The sequence below is a fragment of the Bacteroides sp. AF34-31BH genome (assembly GCF_003602795.1).
In the GTDB taxonomy this organism is placed as follows: domain Bacteria; phylum Bacteroidota; class Bacteroidia; order Bacteroidales; family Bacteroidaceae; genus Bacteroides; species Bacteroides uniformis.
Genome location: NZ_QTLV01000002.1, coordinates 404,354 through 426,806 on the forward strand (window position 1 = coordinate 404,354; position 22,453 = coordinate 426,806).

Consider the following 22,453-nt stretch of genomic DNA (forward strand, 5'->3'; position numbering starts at 1 on the left):
TTCGTACTTTTGCGAGTCATTTAATTAGAGATTACTTTATAATACTCATGATACAGACAAGATTGAAAGGAATGGGGGTAGCGCTGATTACTCCATTTAAAGAGGATGAAAGCGTTGACTACGATGCGTTGATGCGTTTGGTAGACTATCAACTTCAAAACAATACCGACTTTTTATGCGTGCTCGGCACCACGGCAGAAACTCCGACTCTGACTGAAGAAGAGAAAAAGAAAATCAAGAAAATGGTCATAGAACGGGTGAACGGAAGAATTCCTATCCTGCTGGGCGTAGGCGGAAACAACACCCGGGCCATAGTGGAAACACTGAAAAATGACGATTTCACCGGAGTAGATGCCATTCTATCCGTCGTTCCATATTACAACAAGCCATCGCAAGAAGGTATATATCAGCATTATAAGGCCATTTCTGAAGCAACGGATTTGCCGATTGTGCTTTATAATGTCCCCGGTCGTACCGGCGTGAACATGAAGGCAGAAACAACCCTGCGCATTGCACGTGATTTCAAGAATGTGATAGCCGTCAAAGAAGCTTCGGGCGACATTACGCAGATGGACGACATCATCAAAAACAAACCGGCCAATTTCGACGTTATTTCGGGCGATGACGGCATCACCTTCCCTCTGATTACTCTGGGGGCCGTCGGCATCATCTCGGTCATTGGAAACGCGTTTCCGCGTGAGTTCAGCCGTATGGTACGTCTGGCACTGCAAGGGGACTATGCCAATGCATTGACCATTCACCACAAATTTGCCGAATTATTCAAGCTTCTGTTTGTAGACGGCAACCCTGCCGGAGTAAAAGCCATGCTGAATGTAATGGGAATGATTGAGAACAAGCTCCGCCTGCCATTGGTGCCGACCAGAATCACTACTTTCGAAGCCATGCGCAAGATTCTGGATGAATTGAACATCAAATGCTAAGGCCTTATACCGCCCCTATAGGATATTAATTTCCAGTATACAACATATTAATATCAGATATGCAAGGAGTTAATTTTGTGGAAACACGGAATTAACTCCTTCTTTTTTTCCTATGTGACTATATTTATCAGTACAATAATCCCAAAACAGTCTACTGATTACGTTATAAAGCAAAAAGACATCTGGTTAAATCGAGAAAAAGACGTCTCTAGCTCAATCAAGACAAGACTATTATTTCAGCTAATCTATTAGTTCACAACACTGAACACTTTGTTTCAGCAGAGAAAAACACTTTGTTTTTATATGATGGAACAAAGTGTTCTGTCAAGGGAAACAAAGTGTTCTCCATAATGAAACAAAGTGTTTAGTTAAGGGAAACAGTTTGTTTTACTTAGCAAAACACGCGCCAGTGCCATACAAGGGGAGAACATCAACTATATGCCATTGCTGTAAAAACAAAGAACCTCCGCAAGTTTTCTTGCGGAGGTTCTTTGTGATCGCGACAGGATTCAAACCTGTAACCGGCTGATCCGTAGTCAGCTACTCTATTCAGTTGAGCTACGCGACCCTTAAAAAAATTATGAAAACTTGTGACCGCGACAGGATTCAAACCTGTAACCGGCTGATCCGTAGTCAGCTACTCTATTCAGTTGAGCTACGCGGCCTCTTTGTTTAACGGGTGCAAAGATACGTACTTTTTCCGAATTAGCAAACGATATACAAACTTTTTTTGAAGAAATTTATTCGACAAAGCGATAATTAAACAACTGCCAGCCGATGGTCATCCCCACATTCCACTCCCTTCTCGGTGAGCTATAATGATTTACATAAGCAGAGATGGCTCCGAAGGGCAAATGACAAATAACAGAAACTTCTCCCATATACTCAAAGCGGGAGAATGCTTTTCCATAATATGCTTTATTCAATGCATTCTTTTTTATCGGAAAAATCGGTGTAAAGCCATAAAATTCTGTCCGGAACTGGAACATGTCGTTCAAAACATATATGGGTTTGATACCGGCAGCCACATACTGGTTGGCACGAAAAGCTTCATTGTACATCAGTTTACTATGCGGAGTCGGTGCAAATTCTCCTGCCTGCATCATGGTTGCCGTATAATTCTCAGAGAAATTCTTCGATGAATATAGTGCTTCTGCCATCCATCCCAGGGTGAATTTCGGCCCCATAGTGTGATATGCCTCTTTCATATAAGAGATTTGTAACCATGATTGCCGCTCTTGCGGAGAAGGACTGTACCCTTCTTGCGGATTCCCCGGTTCAAATCTTTCCCTCCCGGTAAATACCTGGGCTATCAGTTTCTCCAGATAGCCTTTTGTCGCGTATTGCCGCGTATTCAGGGTACTCCCATAGAAACCGATGGAACCTCCCAAAAGTTTGTAGGTACTTCTGTCCGAACGGTCCTTATCGAAATCTATTACACTGGATTGAAAGTAGTTATCTTCCAGTTGGCCATATCCCAGACTGAACTCCGCACGCTTATTGGCCAAAAACGGCAAGGCAACCATCAACTTCACAAAACGTTCGTCCTTTGAATTGAATGAAGGTTTGTCATTCCTGGAAAACAGCTTGTCCTTCTTGTAGTAATCGAAGGTACTGATTGAAGCAATAAAACGAAAGGACGTAGGTATGTTGGTAGGCAAATCAATCTTACCCATCAACTGGGCATTATTATAAATCTTACCCAACTGACCGTCAAAAGTGATTTCCTTGGAATAATAATTCAAGTTCTGATATCCTATTCCCAAATAGATTTGATTTGAGCTCGTGGTAGAGACACTGCCCCCCAGACGCACGGAAAAATTATCCTCCATCTTCACCTTCAAATGCAGCTCATACAAATCGGATTCCGAATCATACACAGCATGAGGAACTATTTCCGAAATCATATTATCTGCCAGCAAACGAAAATACCCGCGCTTCAAGTCTTCATAAGTAAAGACTTCATGCTCTTCATCATGGAACTCTTTTTTGATGTAGGCTTGCTGTTGGGCATTCGCCCCTTCAATAATAATATCCCGAAAACGGAATTGAGGCAGGTTACTCCGGAAGACAAGGCGCCTCAAACGCACATTATCAGCATTCACCCTACGGTGAACACGGCTTTTGATGGAATCCATCATATTAAGAGTACGGTTGTAGCCTATATCGTGCAATTCCTGCAGACGGTCAAAATCCAGCAGGTTGACATCATCGTACTTGAAGGTCATGACTATGCCCAACGAGTCCGGAATGGAGTAATCGGTCTTCTGCATAATCATATTCTCCAATTGGCTCATCAGGTCATTCTCCTTCGGCTTACCGGGATTGGCCGCTACCACACTGCCAATAATGACATCCGGATGAAAATCCTCCCGCATCACATCCGTAGGGAAATTATTGTAAATGCCGCCATCATAAGCAAGCGTACTGTCTATTTCTATCGGTTTGAAGACAAATGGAAAGCTCATGGAAGCACGTACCGCATCTCCCAAATCCCCTTTACTCAATACCAATGGCTTTTTATTGTACACATCGGATGCTATACAGCGAAAAGGAACAAACAGTTTGTTGAAATTACCGCCACATGCAGCCGTAGCACGTGCAAACAATTCCACAAATACCAGGTTCATCTGTATGGGGTTGACCATGCTTGTGGGAAGTATCTGGGGCTTTATATGCAGCGAGTCCCTAAAAGCAAAACGGATATTAAAAAATTCCGGTGAAGGACGATTCTTCTTAAAATAATACTCGTATTTAGGCTCCACTTTGCCCGAATACCAACGCTTAAAGTCGGGAGAGCGCAACAGCGCCTCCATATCGTCCGGGGAATACCCCATAGCATACAGAGAACCGATGATAGCTCCCATAGAGGTTCCGGTTATATAATCAATGGGGATATTATTCTCTTCCAAAGCCCGGATAATGCCTATATGAGTCATGCCTTTTGCTCCACCGCCACTCAGTACAAGCCCCACTTTCTGAGCTTGTAAAATAAAGCCACATAGAAGAAACGAAAAAAACAATAAAACTCTTTTCATAACTATGCTATTCCGAGTAAGATAAATGTTCATTGCCCCAAATATAAACAATAGTTTCTAAAAATGCCGTATTCAACGAAGAAAATCACACCCTAATTGGTGAAAATGAATAAAAAAAGGGTATTGCGACTCCGAAGAATCACAATACCCTTGCATATATTAAATGCAAATTTAAAGGGGCTTATTTTATCAGGTCAATGCTTCTCTTGACAAAGTTGTTCAAAGCTTCACCTTTCAACATACCATTCTGCAGCAGTGCCAAATCTATCAGTTGACGGACAACCTTATTCTTGGCAGCATAATCGGCGAAGATGCCTTCTTTCTGTGTTTTCAGTTCGTCCCACTTCTTATCCAGCTCATTCACTTTATCCTTTTCGGCAGTCGGTATATCCTCATCTTTCTTGCCTTCCTGCTTCTTTTTCAGGTCAGTACGCTGCTTGTTCACTTCATCCATCTCTGCCTGAACCGGAGCAACGGCAGCAGCACATTCCTTATCTTCATCTGCCAGAACTTCTTTTACCAGCTTATGGTCTGAATTCAATACCAGGTTAAACATATCCGGCATTTCGCCATAGAAGCTCATTCCAGCCTGGATATTCGCCATTTCCTTCATACGGCGCATGTACTCGCTCTGAGTTATCATGATAGGAGTGGCATTTTCGCCCAAAGCCTGCGCCGTGATGTTGAACTCCGTCTTATCCATCTTGGGCAACTGGCTCTTGAAGATGGAAGAAAGAACTTCCTGCTTGCCGGCTTCCAACGCTTCGTTCTTCTTGTCTTCCTTGACAATCAGATTATCAATAATATCGCTGTCTACACGAGTGAAGCGAACCTTTTCGAACTTCTGTTCCAACATGCTCACCACCGCAATGTCCAGCTGTCCATCCATCAACAGCACATTGTATCCTTTATTCGTAGCGGCCTCTATGTAGCTGTATTGTTCATCTTTATTGTTGGCATACAGATAAATCAGATTTCCATCCTTATCCGTCTGGTTATCTTTAATCAACGTCTTATACTCTTCGAAAGTATAATATTTGCTGTCTGTATCGGTGAAAAGGGCAAAATCCTTGGCTCTATCATAGAAATCTTCCTGCGTAAGCATTCCGTAGTTGATGAAGATTTTCAAGTCATTCCACTTTTCCTCAAACTGTTTACGGTCATTCTTGAAGATAGACTGCAAACGGTCTGACACCTTCTTCGTGATATATGTAGAAATCTTCTTCACGTTGGCATCGCTCTGCAAATAAGAACGGGAAACGTTCAATGGAATGTCCGGTGAATCGAGCACACCATGCAGCAGGGTCAAGAAGTCGGGAACAATACCTTCCACCGAATCCGTCACATATACCTGGTTGCAATAGAGCTGAATCTTATTCTTGTTCAACTCGATGTTGCTCTTCACTTTGGGGAAGTACAGAATACCGGTAAGGTGGAACGGATAATCCACATTCAGATGAATCCAGAATAAAGGTTCGTCGGACATAGGATAAAGGTCACGGTAGAACTTCTTGTAATCTTCATCTTTCAATTCGCTGGGTTTCAGCGTCCACAACGGGTTGGAATCATTGATGATATTATCCTCGGCAGTTTCAACCTGCTTGCCGTCTTTCCATTCTTTCTTCTTGCCGAATGCAACCGGGATAGGGAGGAAGCTGCAATACTTCTTCAACAAAGAGGAAATGCGCGCTTCTTCAAGGAATTCCTTGCAGTCATCGTCTATGTAAAGAACGATATCCGTACCACGTTCTGCCTTATCAGTGTCTTCAATCGTAAACTCCGGACTGCCATCGCATGTCCACTTTACAGCCTGGGCGCCTTCCCGATAGGATTTAGTGATGATTTCGACTTTCTTGGCAACCATAAAAGCCGAATAGAAACCCAATCCAAAATGGCCGATGATGGCGTTGGCATCGTTTTTATATTTCTCAAGGAAGTCATTGGCGCCAGAGAAAGCTATCTGGTTAATATACTTGTCTATTTCTTCAGCCGTAAGACCTATACCATGGTCGGACACCGTAATGGTATCTTTTCCCAGCGAGACATGTACGGTTAAATCGCCAACTTCACCCTTGAACTCACCGATAGAGGAGAGTGTTTTCAGCTTCTGTGTAGCATCAACCGCGTTAGAAACCAACTCACGGAGAAAAATTTCATGATCACTATACAAGAACTTTTTAATGACGGGGAAGATATTCTCAGTAGTTACCCCAATATTACCTTTTTGCATACTACATTTATATTTTTTAGATTTATATTTTTAATTATTCCGGCAGATATAGCACAAAAAAAATGCCAGCCCATAAGGACTGACATTTTGACGGTTTTTATAAAGAACAGCTTATGCCTTCCTGATGCTCAGCTCGTCTTTTTCTTTGTCTACTGATACGTTTACCGTATCACCCGGCTGTAACTCCTCCGCCACTATCAGCTCGGAAAGTCCATCCTCCAAGTGGTTCTGAATGGCGCGCTTCAATGGGCGCGCACCAAACTGTACATCGTACCCTTTCGAAGCAAGGAATGTCTTTGCATCATCCTCCACAACCAGCTTGTAACCAATTGCTTCAACCCGTTCGTACAAACCTTTCAGCTCAATGTCCACAATCTTTGTGATGGCCTCCAAAGAGAGCTGGTCGAAAGTAATGATTTCATCCAAACGATTCAAGAATTCGGGAGCAAAGGTCTTGTTCAGAGCCTTTTGTATCACGCTGCGCGAATGTTCATTGTCATCCGTGCGGTTTTGCGCCGCAAAACCTACGCCACGGCCAAATTCCTTCAACTGCCGCGTACCGATATTGGAGGTCATAATGATAACCGTATTCTTGAAATCGATGGTTCTGCCATAATTGTCAGTCAAACGGCCTTCATCCAGTACCTGGAGCAAGATGTTGAACACGTCCGGATGGGCTTTCTCAATCTCATCCAGCAAGACAATGGAATACGGCTTGCGACGCACCTTTTCAGTCAACTGGCCGCCTTCCTCATAGCCCACATATCCCGGAGCGGCACCAATCATACGAGATACGGTGTATTTCTCCATATACTCGCTCATATCGATACGTATCAAGGCATCGGCAGAGCCAAACATATATTTTGCCAATTGCTTTGCCAAATGCGTCTTACCCACACCAGTAGGGCCAAGGAACATAAAGGTTCCGATGGGATGGTTCGGGTCTTTCAACCCTACACGGCTACGCAAGATTGCTTTGGTAAGTTTCTCTATCGCAGCATCTTGAGCTATCACCTTCGCCTGTAGTTCTTCCTTCATTCCGGCCAGTTTAAGTCCTTCTGCCTGCGCCATGCGCTGTACGGGTACACCGGACATCATTGAAATAACATTGGCTATTTCCTCTTCACCTACCGTTTGGCGGTCATCCTTCAAACGGGCTTCCCACTCAACCTTCATCTCCTCCAAGCGGACAGAAAGTTCCTTCTCACGGTCGCGGTAGCTGGCAGCCAGCTCAAAATTCTGTGACTTTACAGCTTCAGCCTTCAGGCTACGTGCCTCTTCAATCAGCTTTTCCTGTTCCTCAATTTCTTTCGGAACATTAATATTCGTCAAATGCACACGCGAACCCGCCTCGTCCAAAGCATCAATAGCTTTATCCGGGAAGTTGCGGTCGGTTATATAGCGTGCTGACAACTTGACACATGCTTCCAGGGCTTCATCCGTGTAGCTCACGTTATGATGGTCTTCATACTTCTCCTTGATATTCTTCAATATCTGAAGCGTTTCTTCAGCTGTGGTAGGCTCTACAATCACCTTTTGGAAACGACGTTCCAAAGCACCGTCTTTCTCGATATTCTTTCTGTATTCATCAAGAGTGGTAGCTCCAATACACTGGATTTCACCACGCGCTAAAGCTGGTTTCAGCATATTGGCAGCATCCATGGAACCGGCAGCAGCACCGGCACCTACAATCGTATGGATTTCATCGATGAAAAGGATGACATTCGGATTTTTCTGCAACTCGTTGATGATAGAGCGGATACGTTCCTCAAACTGACCACGGTATTTTGTTCCCGCCACCACAGAGGCCATATCAAGCATCACCACGCGCTTTTCAAACAAAATGCGCGAAACTTTCTTTTGCACAATACGCAATGCCAAACCCTCTACGATGGCAGATTTTCCGACTCCTGGTTCACCGATAAGCACCGGATTGTTCTTCTTGCGGCGGCTCAAGATTTGCGCCAGACGTTCAATCTCGCGTTCGCGACCCACAACCGGGTCCAGCTTGCCTTCTTCGGCAGCCCGCGTCATGTCTACGCCGAAATTGTCCAGCACAGGAGTATCATTGGACGGCTTTCTGGATGCAGCCTGTGCAGCCGAAGCCGAACCAGCTCCCCCAGTACGGGAGGAGCGGGACATATTCATATCTTCTTCATCCTCTTCATCATCCTCGGTGAATCCCATTCCCGCATTCGGATTGGTCGATTTCATCGAAAGCTGTTCAAATACAGCCTGATAATCCACCCGGTGTTCTTCCAAAACAGTTGCAGCAAGATTGTCGCCATCTTTCAAGATAGCCAGCAATACATGTTCCGTATCGGCAGTTGCACTTTTCAGCAAACGCGCTTCAAGCATACACATCTTCAATATCTTAGCCGTCATCGGGGACAAGGGCACTTCAGCGTCCGGCAAGAGAGTATCGTCCTCGGCATCCTTTAGGAAACCCTCCAGACGACTTTTTACTCGTTTTAAATCTATATCAAGTTTCAACAATATTTCAATAGCTTTTCCTCCGCCATCACGCAGCATGCCGAGCAGAAGGTGTTCCGGACCAATATAGCGATTTCTCAATCGATTGGCTTCTTCCTTGCTATAAGTAATTATGTCTGAAACTCTTTGTGAAAATTGATTGTTCATATTTTATAATTCTCCTCAATTAAAAAGGTTATCCACGACAAAGATACGCATTTATTAATTCAGCGTATCATATTTAACTGATTTAATAGTATACAAATCCCGTGCCATAAATTTCAAATCTGTTTTTCCACTTTATACCTTATATATTAATAGCAATTTGGTGAGGAATGGAGGGAGTACTTCCATATTTATGTTGCAGGCAACAAAGTTTATGGAGGAAAACTTTTGTATATCGTAAAAAAGCAGTACTTTAGCGTGGTTTTTCACGAACCCGAAAATGTATAATTAATAATCTTTTTAAATGCTTGAACAAGACAGAATTATAAAGATTAACATCGAGGAGGAAATGAAGTCATCGTACATTGACTACTCTATGTCGGTCATTGTTTCACGTGCCCTTCCGGATGTTAGAGATGGTTTTAAACCCGTTCACCGAAGAATTCTTTTCGGAATGATGGGATTAGGAAATACCTCCGACAAACCTTATAAAAAATCAGCCAGAGTTGTAGGTGAAGTATTAGGTAAATATCACCCTCATGGCGACTCGTCCGTTTACGGAGCTCTTGTACGTATGGCTCAGCCTTGGGCAATGCGTTACATGTTGGTAGATGGACAAGGTAACTACGGTTCAGTAGACGGTGACAGTGCTGCTGCCATGCGTTATACAGAGTGTCGTTTGCGAAAAATTGGTGAAGACATGATGACAGACCTTGAGAAAGAGACTGTTGACATGCAGAACAATTTCGATGACTCTTTGCAAGAGCCTACCGTCATGCCGGCCCGTATTCCGAATCTTTTGGTAAATGGTGCATCTGGTATTGCCGTAGGTATGGCTACCAATATGCCGACCCATAATCTATCTGAGGTTATTGACGCTTGTATTGCATACATCGAAAACAATGACATCGATATAGAAGAGCTGATGACGTATGTCAAAGCTCCTGATTTCCCGACCGGAGGCTATATATACGGTATGAGCGGTGTTCGCGAAGCCTATCTCACGGGACGCGGACGTGTCATAATGCGTGCTAGAGCCGAAATTGAGACTGGTTCGACGCACGATAAAATCGTTGTGACAGAAATTCCCTATGGTGTCAACAAAGCTGAATTGATTAAGAATATAGCCGATTTGGCCAACGAAAAGAAAATTGAAGGTATTGCCAATGCTAATGACGAATCCGACCGTGAAGGTATGCGTATCGTTATTGATGTAAAACGTGATGCAAATGCCAGCATTGTACTCAACAAGCTCTACAAGATGACAATGCTGCAGACATCTTTTGGTGTGAACAATGTTGCATTGGTACATGGCCGTCCACGTCTGTTGAATCTGAAAGATTTGATAAAACACTTCGTTGAGCACAGACACGACGTAGTCATCCGCCGTACTCAGTATGATTTGCGCAAGGCCAAAGAACGTGCACATATTCTGGAAGGATTAATCATTGCATCTGATAATATCGACGAAGTAATCAAGATTATCCGTGCTGCTAAAACCCCGAATGATGCTATATCAGGTTTGATGGAGCGATTCCAACTCAGTGAAATTCAGTCACGTGCCATTGTTGAAATGCGTTTGCGTCAGCTCACAGGATTGATGCAAGACCAGCTGCACGCCGAATATGAGGAAATTCAGAAGCAGATTGCTTATTTGGAAGAAATCCTTGTCAATGACGAACTCTGCCGCAAAGTCATTAAAGATGAACTGATTGAAGTAAAAGAGAAGTATGGTGACGAACGTCGCTCGGAAATTGTCTATTCATCAGAAGAATTCAATCCGGAAGACTTCTATGCAGATGATGAAATGATTATCACCATCTCGCACATGGGATACATCAAACGCACACCGCTGAGCGAATTCCGTGCGCAAAACCGTGGTGGGGTAGGCTCCAAAGGTACCGAAACCCGCGATGCAGACTTTGTAGAGCATATTTATCCTGCAACCATGCATAATACCATGATGTTCTTTACACAGAAAGGTAAGTGTTACTGGCTGAAGGTATACGAAATCCCCGAAGGTACTAAGAATTCGAAAGGTCGTGCCATCCAGAATTTGTTGAATATCGACTCTGACGATGCTGTAAACGCCTATTTGCGCGTGAAGAACTTGAACGACCAAGAATTTATCAACAGCCATTATGTATTGTTCTGTACTAAGAATGGTGTCATTAAGAAAACATTGCTTGAGCAGTATTCACGTCCTCGCCAAAATGGTGTAAATGCTATCACTATCCGTGAAGACGACCGTGTAATCGAAGTGCGTATGACAAACGGTGACAATGAAATCATCATTGCCAACCGTAACGGACGTGCCATTCGTTTCCATGAAAGTGCTGTGCGCGTTATGGGACGTACTGCCACCGGTGTACGTGGTATGACATTGGATGAAGACGGTCAAGACGAAGTAGTAGGTATGATATGCATCAAAGATCCTGAAGCGGAAACAATTATGGTTGTATCGGAACAAGGATATGGCAAACGTTCGGATATTGAAGATTATCGCAAGACCAATCGTGGAGGTAAAGGTGTGAAAACAATGAATATCACCGATAAAACGGGTAAATTAGTAACTATCAAGTCTGTTACAGATGAAAATGACTTGATGATTATTAATAAATCCGGTATTACCATCCGTCTGAAAGTCGCCGATGTTCGTATCATGGGACGTGCTACACAAGGTGTGCGTCTAATCAACCTTGAGAAACGTAATGACGAAATCGGCTCTGTATGTAAAGTCACTTCAGAAAATGAAGAGGAACTTATAGAGGAGGGGGAAGAAAATACCCTTGAAAGCCCTCAGAACGAGGTAAACAATGAAAATGAAGAATAGACATAATATTAATTTAAATTTTCTACAATCATGAAAAGAGTATTATTTTCAATGGTTTTACTACTTGTCGCAAGCTTTACTTTCGCCCAAGAAAAGAACGTAAAAGAGGCTAAAAGTATTGCTAACGGAGTAAATCCTGACTTTGCCAAAGCAGAGGAACTGATAAATCAGGCTTTAACCAATCCCGAAACAAAGGACAATGCCGAAACGTGGGATGTAGCAGGTCTTATCCAAAGAAAAAGAAGTGAGAAAGAAATGGAAAATGCCTATCTGAGAAAACCTTATGACACTCTTCAGGTATATAATAGCGCATTGAACATGTGTAAATTCTACTTCAAATGTGACGAATTGGCACAAATTCCCAATGAAAAGGGCAAAATCAAGAATAAATATAGAAAATCTAATTCTGCTACAATTTTAGCAGAACGCGGTAATCTGATCAATGGCGGTATCCAATTCTTTAATTTGGCCTCACAGAAAGAAGGCGATGCAGCCAATGAAGACAATAAAAAAGCATTAGATTTCTTTGCAACATACATTGATATTGCTATCAACCCGATGTTTGAAAAGGAAAATCTATTACAAACAGATACTGTATTACCCCAAATAGCATATTATGCAAGTTTAGCAGCTGCTAAGATGGAAGATTATCCTAGTATTTTGAAGTATGCTCCTTATGCGCAAGATGATAAAGAAGTTGGGAAATACGCAATGGAATTTATCTCTACTGCATTGAAAGCTGAAGGTGATACTGTTAAATGGATTGCTTCTTTAAAAGAAGGTATCCAGAAATATCCTGAACATTCATTCTTCTTCGGTCACTTGATTGATTATTATAGCAATAACAACAAATATGACGAAGCTATGCAGTTTGCTGATGATATGTTGGCTAAAGATCCTAACAATACATTCTATTTGTATGTAAAAGGCTACCTTTATCACAATATGAAGGACTATGATAAAGCTATTGAATTCTATAAAAAAACTATAGAAGTAGATCCTAATTATGCAGAAGCATACTCTAATTTAGGCTTGATTTACTGCTTACAAGCACAAGATTTCTCAGAAAAAGCAACTACAGATATTAATGATCCGAAGTATAAAGAAGACCAGGCTACTCTGAAGACTTTCTATGAAAAGGCAAAACCTTATTATGAAAAGGCAAGAGAACTGAAACCTGATCAAAAAGATTTGTGGTTAAATGGTCTGTATAGAGTGTATTATAATTTGCAAATGGGCCCTGAATTCGAAGAAATTGAAAAGTTGATGTAATACTTTCATAATAATAAAAGCCTAATTAAATTATTAATTAGGCTTTTATTATTGTTATATCATTAAGTAAAGAATGTTATTTCTTAAGTGAGGGAGAGAAGAAATTAAAATTAGATTAAATTATTCCAGCGCTATATTAAACATAATGCTGATATTGAATAAAAACCATATATACCTATATTCAACACCTAATTCGGTCTTCCGTAAATTACCAACAATGGTGTATCAGAATGGAAAATCATCTTTCTGGCAATGCCAGGGTTAAATAAGCGCGAAAATATATTTCTTTTATAAGAAGTTAATGTTATAATATCAATATGATTACTTTTGATATAACTGTCTAAACTACTAAGCAGATTATCGTTCTTTACCACATCATAGTATATTTCCAATTGTGGATATTGTTTTTGAAAATATTCCTTAATACCAGCCAGTTTTATTTCATTCCATGTATTCTGAACATCTGAAAGATGTATCAGAGACACTGAAAACTTAAATGATTTCAGATTATTTATTAGCGAATCAAAAGCTATTAAATCACGCTGGTCAAAATTAGTAATGAATGCAATACGCTTAGCCTCAGAAAATTGCTAGAATGGAGTATTTTCAGGAATGGCCAATACCGGTACACGGCTACGTTCAATCACTTCAGCCGTTACACTACCGATCAAATCAATATCCTTCTGACTTTTACCACGAGTTCCCATTATGATAATGCGTGGTCGATATTCCTTGGTATAGCGGAGTACCTCTTCTTCAGGAATACCTTCACGCAAGACACAAGTATATTTAATATCTGGAAACTCGCCGGAAGCTACCTTCTCTTTTACTTTATTAGATAATGCATTCAAATCAGCATGAACTTTTTGTAAGATACTCCTTACATTCTCCTCATCACTTAGCTGATAGTTAAATACGTCTCCGTATGGCAAAGAAGTTGCATATATAGGAGTAAAATAAACATGTAGCAAAACAACTTCTGCACCTATATTCTGAGCGAAATTGAAACCGAACTCGCAAGCCTTCAAAGAATAATTGGAAAAATCCACTGGAATCAGCACTTTATTACTAACCTTCTCCAGTTTAGGTGACTTCCCCCCCACTACCTCTTCAGATAACCACGCAGAGCTTTCAGTAATTTTCAGAGCATGAGGTAAGTCACTCTCCTTAATACGTACACGTACGCCAGAAGAAACAACCGGTTGTATCTGGTTTACATTGTGAATATAAGTCTCAATACCTTCATTTTCAAGAACATTTTTCAATATTTGAGCTTTCGCGTACGTTAAGATTGCCAAAGTAACTAATTTATCTTCCATATATCATTGATTTTGAGATTAAAACAAACAAGAAATCCCAATTGTTGTCAGCAATTGGGATTCTATCTAACTTTCTCTTCTTAAGCTCGAACAGCTTCTTCAGTCTTACCTGCCATTTCATCTAAAATTTTTAAAGCTCGCTCTAAAACAGTAGTATCATCAATCATAACCAATCCACCATCTGGTCCAGGTTCCAAGTGAATCCCAACACTTTTCCCCTCCTTAAAATTGTGTCCACCGAAAAAATTTCTTACAGTGTCAACATTCAGTCCAAGTTCATCGGCTATTCTATGCATACTACCACTAGGCAATGAGTCTTTAATCTTACGTAATTCATTAAATGTTATTGTTCTCATATTCATAAATTTAATGGTTAATACTCTGTACTTTTTATTATCACGCTATAAACTTAAGGAAAAAAAAGGATAAAACAAACTATTTCTTTATCTTTTTTCAAAAAGAATATTGCCTCTCCAAAAAATAATCATTTTCAAGTATGCAGAATTATAAGTACAGAGAAAAAGCTCCTAAAAATAGACAGAAACAGCTCGTATAAAGCAGAATTATCGGGTTTATACGAGCTGTTTTTAGAATACAGGGAAAATTTAAATACCTTCTATGGCAGAAGCTGGAACCCACCCTACTTTACCATCTTCCAAACGAATTTCTTTCCATTCACGCATAGAGTTGTCTTTTATCTCAACTTTACGTCCCTCATGAAGAATGAACAGACTTGTACCACTTTCACTGGGAGTACTACGCACTGTGACACTAGGTGCCAACACTATAGCTTCGTTACGTTCCATCAGTTCGCCTTTTTGCTGAGCAGCAAACACATTACTCAATATAACAAGAACCAGGAATACTATTCCTGCAATAAATCCCACTTTCTTTCCCGTAATCTGTTTTGAAAAGAAAAAGAGATAGAACGAAACGAGTAATAGTACAAAGAACACAATCCCCAACTTAGCCCATGCGTCTACGCTAAGACAATTAATCAACGATTTAGTCCAAGATACAAAGAAAACCTCAGGAACTGGGATTACCTTATCGATTGTCTTAGAACGTGCTATCTCCAAATTTGCACGAATATCAGCATTACCAGGTTCCAACAACAAGGCACGCTCATAATTCAATATAGCTCTTGCTATATCATCTGCCTTATAATAACTGTTGCCAAGATTATAATAGACCTCTGCAGCCTCTCCCTTCTTTAACAGATTCTCATATATTTGAATGGCAGAAGCATAATCATTCCGTATATAAGCGCTGTCACCTTCAGCCTTTGTCACATTGCTTTCTTGCCTTGCAGCAGAGAATTCCGCATGTGAACCGACGGATGTAGAGTCACTAGCAGTCTGTAATGTATCTACAGATGCAGAATTCTGCCCATAGGCAGTAATTGCCATCACTAGACTAAGAGTAAAAAACAATATTTTATTCATTACCATTTCCTCCTGATTAATGTTTTATCGAGTTTTCCATTTTACTGATAACTTCCAAAGAAGCTGAATATACCTTATCCATAGCCTGGTTATCATCACCCGGAGCAAAGCGGGCAAACTCACAGTTATTCAATGCATCGAGGAATTCCTTTATCAACGCATCATTCACACCATAATTACGAAGTTCCTCTTCGATATTATCCTTAGACAAACGGGATACCGGAATGTTCAGTTTATCACTGATATACCCCCAAAGAGCTTTCAAAACCTCATCATAAAACGCATCTTTCTTATTCTCAGCCAATAATTTACCAGCTTGCTTCATACGTTTCACCGCCACTTTATTGGCTTTCTTGGTACGCATCTTTGCTACATTTGCATTGGCTGCTATTTGCTTACGATAGATGATAAAGAATGTAATGAATGCAATACCCGGTATCAAATAAAGCAACCAATACGTCAACGAACCGAAGAAGAAATCACCCTTGGGAGACAGAGTAACATTATTCTGCTTGATAAAACGAATATCCTCGTTCAATACTTTCAACTCTTCCTTGCTTGTAAAGTTTGCAATAGTCTGAGCAGCATTACCTGCTCCCTTTTCCACATGCAATTCATACTCTTCCGTAGTCAACGTCTTATACGAACGGGAATTAATATCAAAATAACTGAACTTTACGGCAGGAATCTTATAAGTTCCAGCATTACGAGGAATTGCCAGATACTCAATGACCTTACTACCGGAGAGGCCCGAATTTGTCAGACGGAATTTATTGTCCACCTTCGGATCATATACTTCAAAATCCTCGGGGAATTTAACTTCCGGATTAGAGAGCAATTTCAGATTACCGGTACCAGAAATGACAAGTTTGACAGTAACAGCATCATTGGTCTTGACATTTGTACTATTGATAGAAGAAGTTATATTGAACTCTCCCACTCCTCCCGAAAAATCGGCTGGCTTACCTGCCGGCAAGGGCTTTACGTCAATTGTCAGTTGCGGAGTCAAAATTGTCTTTTTAACTTCTACGTAATTGCTTCCTCCATTGAAAAATGCCTCGAACGGATCAGCAACTTGTGTAGCCTTTGCAATGGAAGCATCAAAGCGTGCAGCATCAATTGTCAGCTTACCGGCTTGTTGCGGGAACAACACAAACTGACGATAGATTGTAGACTGATAATTTCTACCTTTATAATGCTCCAATCCCCATCTTCTGTCATTAGGCAATTCTACTTCCTGAGAATGGAATCCTTTGAAGTCGGGCAATTTCACATTATCAAACATACGTAAGTCCACCAAGGTATATATCTTGTATGTCAGCAGAAAAGCCTCTTGTTCATACACCGTCATCTTACTGGCAGTAGCTGTAATAAACAAATCACTATTCGATACAGATGTCCCGGAAGAAGCGCGGCTGGCAGTGCCCTCACTCTGTTTGCCACCATTTCCAGAAGCTCCATTAGCAGCCTGATCTGCCGGAAGAACCCTTACTTGTACAGAATTCGAAACCATTTGGTTACCATCAGCAGTGATAGTGGCTCCTGGAATGGTAAAATCACCTTCTGCAGTCGCCATTAAAATATAAGTGAATGTAATACTGCTGGTTGAAGTCGTCTGCCCATTAATCATCTGCACGCTACTCTGTTGCGAGCGGCTGGGCCCCATCAACACATCAAATCCCTTCATAGAAGGAGCACGAAAATCCCTTACCTTTTGTGTAGTCACCGTATACGACAGTCTGAACTGGTCTCCTACCGCCACAGCGTCAGGAGCGGACGCAGTAAACGAGACCTTGCCATCGGCAAAGGCATTCATACTGACTGCAATCAGTGCTATCCATAAGAAAACTATTTTTCTCATATATTATTCCTATTATGTTTGTTACCAATCTTTTTCCAGACGACCTCCTTGAAGTACCTGCTGCTTTTTCACTTTATCCTGCACATCCTTCTCGTCTTGCATGACAGAGTTTAACAGCTGCTCGGCATTTTCCTTAGACATCTCATTATCTTTCTTTTCCGGCTGAGAAGGTTGTTGTTGCTGGTCTTGATTCTGTTGCTGGTCTTTCTGCTGATCCTGCTGTTTATCCTGCTCCTTCTGTTGGTCCTGTTTATCCTGATCTTGATTCTGATCCTGGTTCTGCTGCTGGTCTTGCAATTGTTTCTGTGCCAAAGCAAGGTTATAGCGCGTTTCATCATCTTTCGGATTATTGCGTAACGACTCCTTATAGGCTTCTACCGCCTTTGCATAATCCTTCTGAGAATGAAAGATGACTCCCATATTATGATAAATCTGTGCTAAGTTCGATTTGTCCTTTTCTATCTTGGTAGCTCCCACATATTGCTCCATCGCTTCCTGCAGCTTGTTCTGCTGGATCAATGTATTTCCCAGGTTGAACATGGAAACCGTTGACTTCGGGTTTACCTCCAAAGCCTTCCGATAGTTCACTTCTGCATCCACATATACGCTATCCTTAAAAAAACGGTTTCCCTTACGGATATAATCGCGTTCCGCCTTCTGTGCAGAAGCTGAAACTGCCACTAACAGCAGCAAAACTATTCCAATATACTTTTTCTGTAACATACGCATCATTTCTTATTAGAGAATAAATGAATGTTGCGGAACAGAGGATTCTTGCGCTCCAATATCAACATCTCAGTCAGTAACAACAGCAGAATAATCCATGCCACTGCCTGAAACTGTTCATTGAATTCCGTGTACACCTGTGTTTCCACATCTGCCTTTGCCATCTTGTTGATTTCCTGACTAATCGCTTTCTGTGCACCGTTGGTATTGTCTACGCGCACATAAATACCATTTCCTGCCTGAGCAATTTCCTGACACATCTGCTCATTCAAGCGAGTAACGATTACATTACCTTCACGGTCACGACGATAATCATTAGTACCCTCTATTGGAATGGGGGCACCCTCAGGCATACCTACCCCTAATACATTGACCTGAATACCTTTCTCTGCAGCAGCCTTAGCAGCTTCTACGGCACCACCTTCATGGTTTTCACCGTCGGTGATGACAATAACAGTACGTCCCACTCCTTCTTGAGGTGTAAAACTCCGGGCAGCCAGATTTATTGCAGCTCCAATTGCCGTACCTTGCTTGGAAATCAGCGAAGGATCGATGGACTCCAAAAACATCTTGGCAGAAATATAATCACTCGTAATAGGCAACTGGGTAAATGCGTCACCTGCAAAAACAATCATACCGACCTTGTCATTCTGCATCTTATCTACCAACTGCGCCACCAGCCGTTTTGCCTTCTGCAAGCGGCTTGGCTGTACGTCTTGTGCCAGCATGGAATTGGATATATCCAACGCAATCATCACTTCCACTCCCTGGCGTTTTACCGTCTCCAGTTTGGAACCAAACTGCGGACGTGCCAGCAGTACCGTGAACAACCCAATAGCCGCAAAAACCAACCAAAACTTCACATCCGGACGGTATTTGGAAACATCCGGCATTAGCTGTGCCATCAGTATAGGGTCACCAAATTTACGAATGGCTTTCCTCCTCCGATAATTGGAGTACAAGTAGAAGGCCGCCAATAAAGGCAGCAGCAGCAACAAGTACAAATATGCAGGTTCTTCAAATCGAAACATCTTTTTATTTACAATTTAGCAATTTACAATTTACAATTTGGCTACGCAATGACTGATACACTAAAAGACATTCTCCGTTTTTACGGTATCTTCTTCAATATAGAGTTGCGTAACAGTACCTCCAGTAATACGCACAAGAAAGCAGCCAACGCAAACCAGCGGTACTCTTCCTGGCGCTTGCTGTATTCTTTTACATTCAATTTTGTTTTCTCCAGCTTGTCTATCTCTTCGTACACTTCCTTCAACTTCGAGTTGCTGGTGGCACGGAAATAGTTACCTTCCGTTGTTCCGGCAATCTGTGTCAAAGTCTTTTCATCAATTTCGACGGGCATATTGACATATTGCACTGTTCCACCTACCGGATAAGGATAAGGAGCCATACCATTGGTTCCTACCCCAATAGTATAAACGCGAATGCCAAAACTCTTGGCTATTTCAGCAGCCGTCAAAGGAGAAATATCACCTTTATTATTGACACCGTCCGTCAGCAGAATAATGACTTTCGACTTTGCCTTGCTATCCTTCAAACGGGTAACGGCATTGGCAATACCCATACCGATTGCCGTTCCGTCTTCAATCAGCCCGCACTTCATATCTTTAAGCAAGTTCAACAATACGGCATGGTCTACTGTCAACGGACATTGCGTAAAGCTTTCTCCAGCAAACAAAGTTATACCTATATTGTCATTCGGACGTCCGTTAATAAACTCTGCCGCCACATCCTTCGCCGCTTCCAACCGGTTAGGTTTCAGGTCTTCGGCCAGCATACTGGTAGAAACGTCCATAGCAAGCATGATATCAATACCCTCAATCTCACTGTTCTGCCAGCTATCGGTGGTTTGCGGACGTGCCAAAACAAGAATAATCAGTATCAAGGCAATTATCCGCAATACAAACGGTACATGCAACAAATAGTTCTTATAGCTTTTAGGGGTATGGGCATACACACGGGCATCCGAAATCTGAAGCGTAGCTTCACTATTCTTCCGCTTCATAATATACCATACTATATAAGGTATAAGCAACAGCAGCAAAAATAAATATTCAATATTGGCAAAAACCATATTTATGTACGATTTAACGATTTACAATTCAGCTTCGCTCCAAACATCCCTCACTTTTCACTCATGTATATCCGATTGAAGTCACTTTTCCTGTATTAAGCAAAATAATTATACAACTCCAATCCGATATATATCAATGAACTGACAAGGGCTACAGCCAACACTACAATACCCGTTCCCAGCAAAATCTTGGTACGCAAAGAACGTTTCTCGATAATGGTAATCTCCGTAGGCTGCGGCTTGGCATTCTCCTCTTCTTTCTCCTTGGTTTCATTAATAAAGTCAATGGCATTAATCAGGTTAGCGTCATTTTCGTTCATCAATGGATTATGCTTGGCAAATTTCACCAAATCAGCAGTCTGGAACAATTCACGCAAATCCGATATTGCTTCCTTATCTTTCATTTCCAGCAACTTATCTATGATTTCCGTAGAAGTCATTTCCAAAGCATTGAAACCAAAACGGTCTTTTATATATGTACGAAGAGTATCGGTCAATTCCGTATAATATTCCTTCGGTTCCCCTTTCTGCCATACCTTCTCATTCTTGATACGTTCTATCTCCTGCATAGCCAACTGATGGGGAGGCAGCTTAGGTTCTACCTTCACCTTACGGATAATAGGCTTATTGTCGAAGAAGCGCATTATCAGATAGACAAGTAATATCCCTATCGGGATAATCAGCGCACCACAAGCCATAAGACCATACCAGTCTTCCCAGGCAAAAGGCGCTTGCATCACTGTTTTGGGACCGAAGAACTGTTCCGGATTCTCCGGGTCTAACGGGACATTCACCGAATATACTTTCAAGGCCAACGCTTTGGAGCGATACTTCTCATTATCCACTGTCACTTCCATAGGCGGCAGATAATAAAGAGCCGAGTCGAAAGAGGTAACTGTATACTCTTGAGTTATCAATGCACGCCGGCCATCATTCAGCAGTTGCGTATCCGGCTTGGCCACATCAATAATTTCAACCCCATTCACCAGCGTATCGGTATATACCGGGAATATGGCACGCTTATCGGCATCCAGAGATACTTGAAGCTTTATCTTTGCCTGCTCTCCAATAAGAATCTGCAAAGAGTCAATCGTAGCATCTACCGTTACCGACTGGGCTACTACCCTTCCCGACCATGCTATCAATAACGCTATCAGAAATAAATATCTTTTCATTTTCCGATTAATTTCGTTTCGCAAACAAATTCATCAATGCCTTGACATAATCCTGGTCGGTACGTACCGACACATTGTCGACATTACTCTTGGTAAACGTTTCATTCAATTCCGCCTGCTTGTTCACCCACCAATCATGATGGGCACGGCGCACGGCACGCGAGGAGGTGTCAATCCACTGCTCATGTCCCGTCTCGGCATCCCTAATCTTCATCAGTCCCACGGGTGGCAATTCTTCCACACGACGGTCGTACACCTGAACGGCAACCAGGTCATGCTTACGATTGGCAATGGTCATGGCGTTCTTGAAACTTTCCTGGTCGATGAAGTCGGACAAGACAAATGCCGTGCAACGGCGTTTCATCACATTCGTCAGATATTCCAATCCCAAACGGATGTTCGTCCTCCGGCTTTCCGCATGAAAATCTATCAGTTCGCGGATGATGTAAAGTATATGCTTACGTCCCTTCTTGGGCGGAATAAACTTCTCAATCCGGTCCGAAAAGAAGATGACACCAATCTTGTCATTATTCTGAATGGCAGAGAATGCCAGTGTAGCGGCAATTTCCGTCACCATATCCTTCTTCATCTGCTTTACCGTACCGAATTCCAAACTACCGGAAACATCTACCAACAACATCACTGTCAATTCGCGCTCCTCCTCAAACACCTTGACGTAAGGCTTGTTGAAGCGGGCGGTCACATTCCAGTCAATGTCGCGTATGTCGTCGCCAAACTGATACTCGCGCACCTCGGAGAATGCCATACCTCTACCCTTGAAGGCAGAGTGATACTGCCCGGCAAAGATATTGTTGGACAATCCGCGCGTCTTTATCTCAATCTGACGGACTTTCTTCAAAAGTTCTGTTGTTTCCATTGAT

The 22,453-nt window shown here is 41.9% G+C and carries 14 protein-coding genes, 2 tRNA genes and 1 pseudogene; 3 read left to right on the forward strand and 14 right to left on the reverse strand.

All coding sequences use genetic code 11. From position 1 onward, the window contains the following. Positions 1–47 precede the first annotated feature (47 nt). Positions 48–941: a 4-hydroxy-tetrahydrodipicolinate synthase gene (gene dapA / locus DWZ67_RS05300; RefSeq protein ID WP_005827769.1), complete on the forward strand. Its 894-nt coding sequence runs from the start codon at positions 48–50 to the stop codon at positions 939–941. Between the two features lie 494 nt (positions 942–1,435). On the opposite strand, the gene DWZ67_RS05305 is transcribed toward dapA, so the two are convergent. From DWZ67_RS05305 to DWZ67_RS05325, 5 genes are all read right to left on the reverse strand, one after another. Continuing rightward, positions 1,436–1,509, reverse strand: a tRNA-Arg gene (locus DWZ67_RS05305). Positions 1,510–1,532: 23 nt separating this feature from the next. Continuing rightward, a tRNA-Arg gene (locus DWZ67_RS05310) sits at positions 1,533–1,606 on the reverse strand. A gap of 75 nt (positions 1,607–1,681) precedes the next feature. Further along, complete coding sequence (locus DWZ67_RS05315) at positions 1,682–3,979, reverse strand: patatin-like phospholipase family protein (RefSeq protein ID WP_057097898.1); 2,298 nt, start codon at positions 3,977–3,979, stop codon at positions 1,682–1,684. Between the two features lie 181 nt (positions 3,980–4,160). Next, entirely contained in the window at positions 4,161–6,209 is a 2,049-nt protein-coding gene (htpG, locus tag DWZ67_RS05320) for a molecular chaperone HtpG (RefSeq protein WP_005837191.1), read from the reverse strand. Between the two features lie 111 nt (positions 6,210–6,320). Further along, on the reverse strand, positions 6,321–8,849 hold the full coding sequence (locus DWZ67_RS05325; protein WP_005837192.1) for an ATP-dependent Clp protease ATP-binding subunit: 2,529 nt from the start codon (positions 8,847–8,849) through the stop codon (positions 6,321–6,323). 301 nt (positions 8,850–9,150) lie between these two features. Between DWZ67_RS05325 and gyrA the strand changes: the two genes are divergently transcribed. Together gyrA and DWZ67_RS05335 are read left to right on the forward strand one after the other, a co-directional pair. Next, positions 9,151–11,679, forward strand: a complete 2,529-nt coding sequence (gyrA, locus tag DWZ67_RS05330) for a DNA gyrase subunit A (protein WP_005827761.1) — start codon at positions 9,151–9,153, stop codon at positions 11,677–11,679. 30 nt (positions 11,680–11,709) lie between these two features. Next, positions 11,710–12,951 (forward strand): tetratricopeptide repeat protein, encoded by a 1,242-nt coding sequence (locus DWZ67_RS05335; protein WP_005837195.1) that lies wholly within the window; start codon positions 11,710–11,712, stop codon positions 12,949–12,951. Positions 12,952–13,139: 188 nt separating this feature from the next. Here DWZ67_RS05335 and DWZ67_RS05340 read toward each other — a convergent pair. From DWZ67_RS05340 to DWZ67_RS05380, 9 genes and pseudogenes are all read right to left on the reverse strand, one after another. Next, positions 13,140–14,270 (reverse strand): annotated as a pseudogene (locus tag DWZ67_RS05340) (universal stress protein). A gap of 80 nt (positions 14,271–14,350) precedes the next feature. After that, complete coding sequence (locus tag DWZ67_RS05345; RefSeq protein WP_085929906.1) at positions 14,351–14,626, reverse strand: DNA-binding protein; 276 nt, start codon at positions 14,624–14,626, stop codon at positions 14,351–14,353. A gap of 249 nt (positions 14,627–14,875) precedes the next feature. Next, positions 14,876–15,721 (reverse strand): tetratricopeptide repeat protein, encoded by an 846-nt coding sequence (locus DWZ67_RS05350; RefSeq protein WP_005827754.1) that lies wholly within the window; start codon positions 15,719–15,721, stop codon positions 14,876–14,878. 10 nt (positions 15,722–15,731) lie between these two features. Beyond that, the gene (locus DWZ67_RS05355; RefSeq protein WP_005837196.1) at positions 15,732–17,576 is read right to left on the reverse strand and encodes a BatD family protein; all 1,845 of its coding nucleotides are present in this window, start codon (positions 17,574–17,576) and stop codon (positions 15,732–15,734) included. A 21-nt stretch (positions 17,577–17,597) separates the two neighbouring features. Beyond that, the gene (locus tag DWZ67_RS05360; protein ID WP_120138315.1) at positions 17,598–18,308 is read right to left on the reverse strand and encodes a tetratricopeptide repeat protein; all 711 of its coding nucleotides are present in this window, start codon (positions 18,306–18,308) and stop codon (positions 17,598–17,600) included. Continuing rightward, the gene (locus DWZ67_RS05365) at positions 18,305–19,333 is read right to left on the reverse strand and encodes a VWA domain-containing protein (RefSeq protein ID WP_022402392.1); all 1,029 of its coding nucleotides are present in this window, start codon (positions 19,331–19,333) and stop codon (positions 18,305–18,307) included. The genes DWZ67_RS05360 and DWZ67_RS05365 overlap by 4 nt, the downstream gene beginning before the upstream one ends. Before the next feature lie 80 nt (positions 19,334–19,413). Beyond that, positions 19,414–20,397 (reverse strand): vWA domain-containing protein, encoded by a 984-nt coding sequence (locus DWZ67_RS05370; RefSeq protein WP_005827750.1) that lies wholly within the window; start codon positions 20,395–20,397, stop codon positions 19,414–19,416. Between the two features lie 95 nt (positions 20,398–20,492). Then, the gene (locus DWZ67_RS05375) at positions 20,493–21,572 is read right to left on the reverse strand and encodes a hypothetical protein (RefSeq protein ID WP_057097896.1); all 1,080 of its coding nucleotides are present in this window, start codon (positions 21,570–21,572) and stop codon (positions 20,493–20,495) included. Between the two features lie 7 nt (positions 21,573–21,579). Beyond that, positions 21,580–22,449, reverse strand: a complete 870-nt coding sequence (locus DWZ67_RS05380; RefSeq protein ID WP_005827747.1) for a DUF58 domain-containing protein — start codon at positions 22,447–22,449, stop codon at positions 21,580–21,582. Positions 22,450–22,453 lie beyond the last annotated feature (4 nt).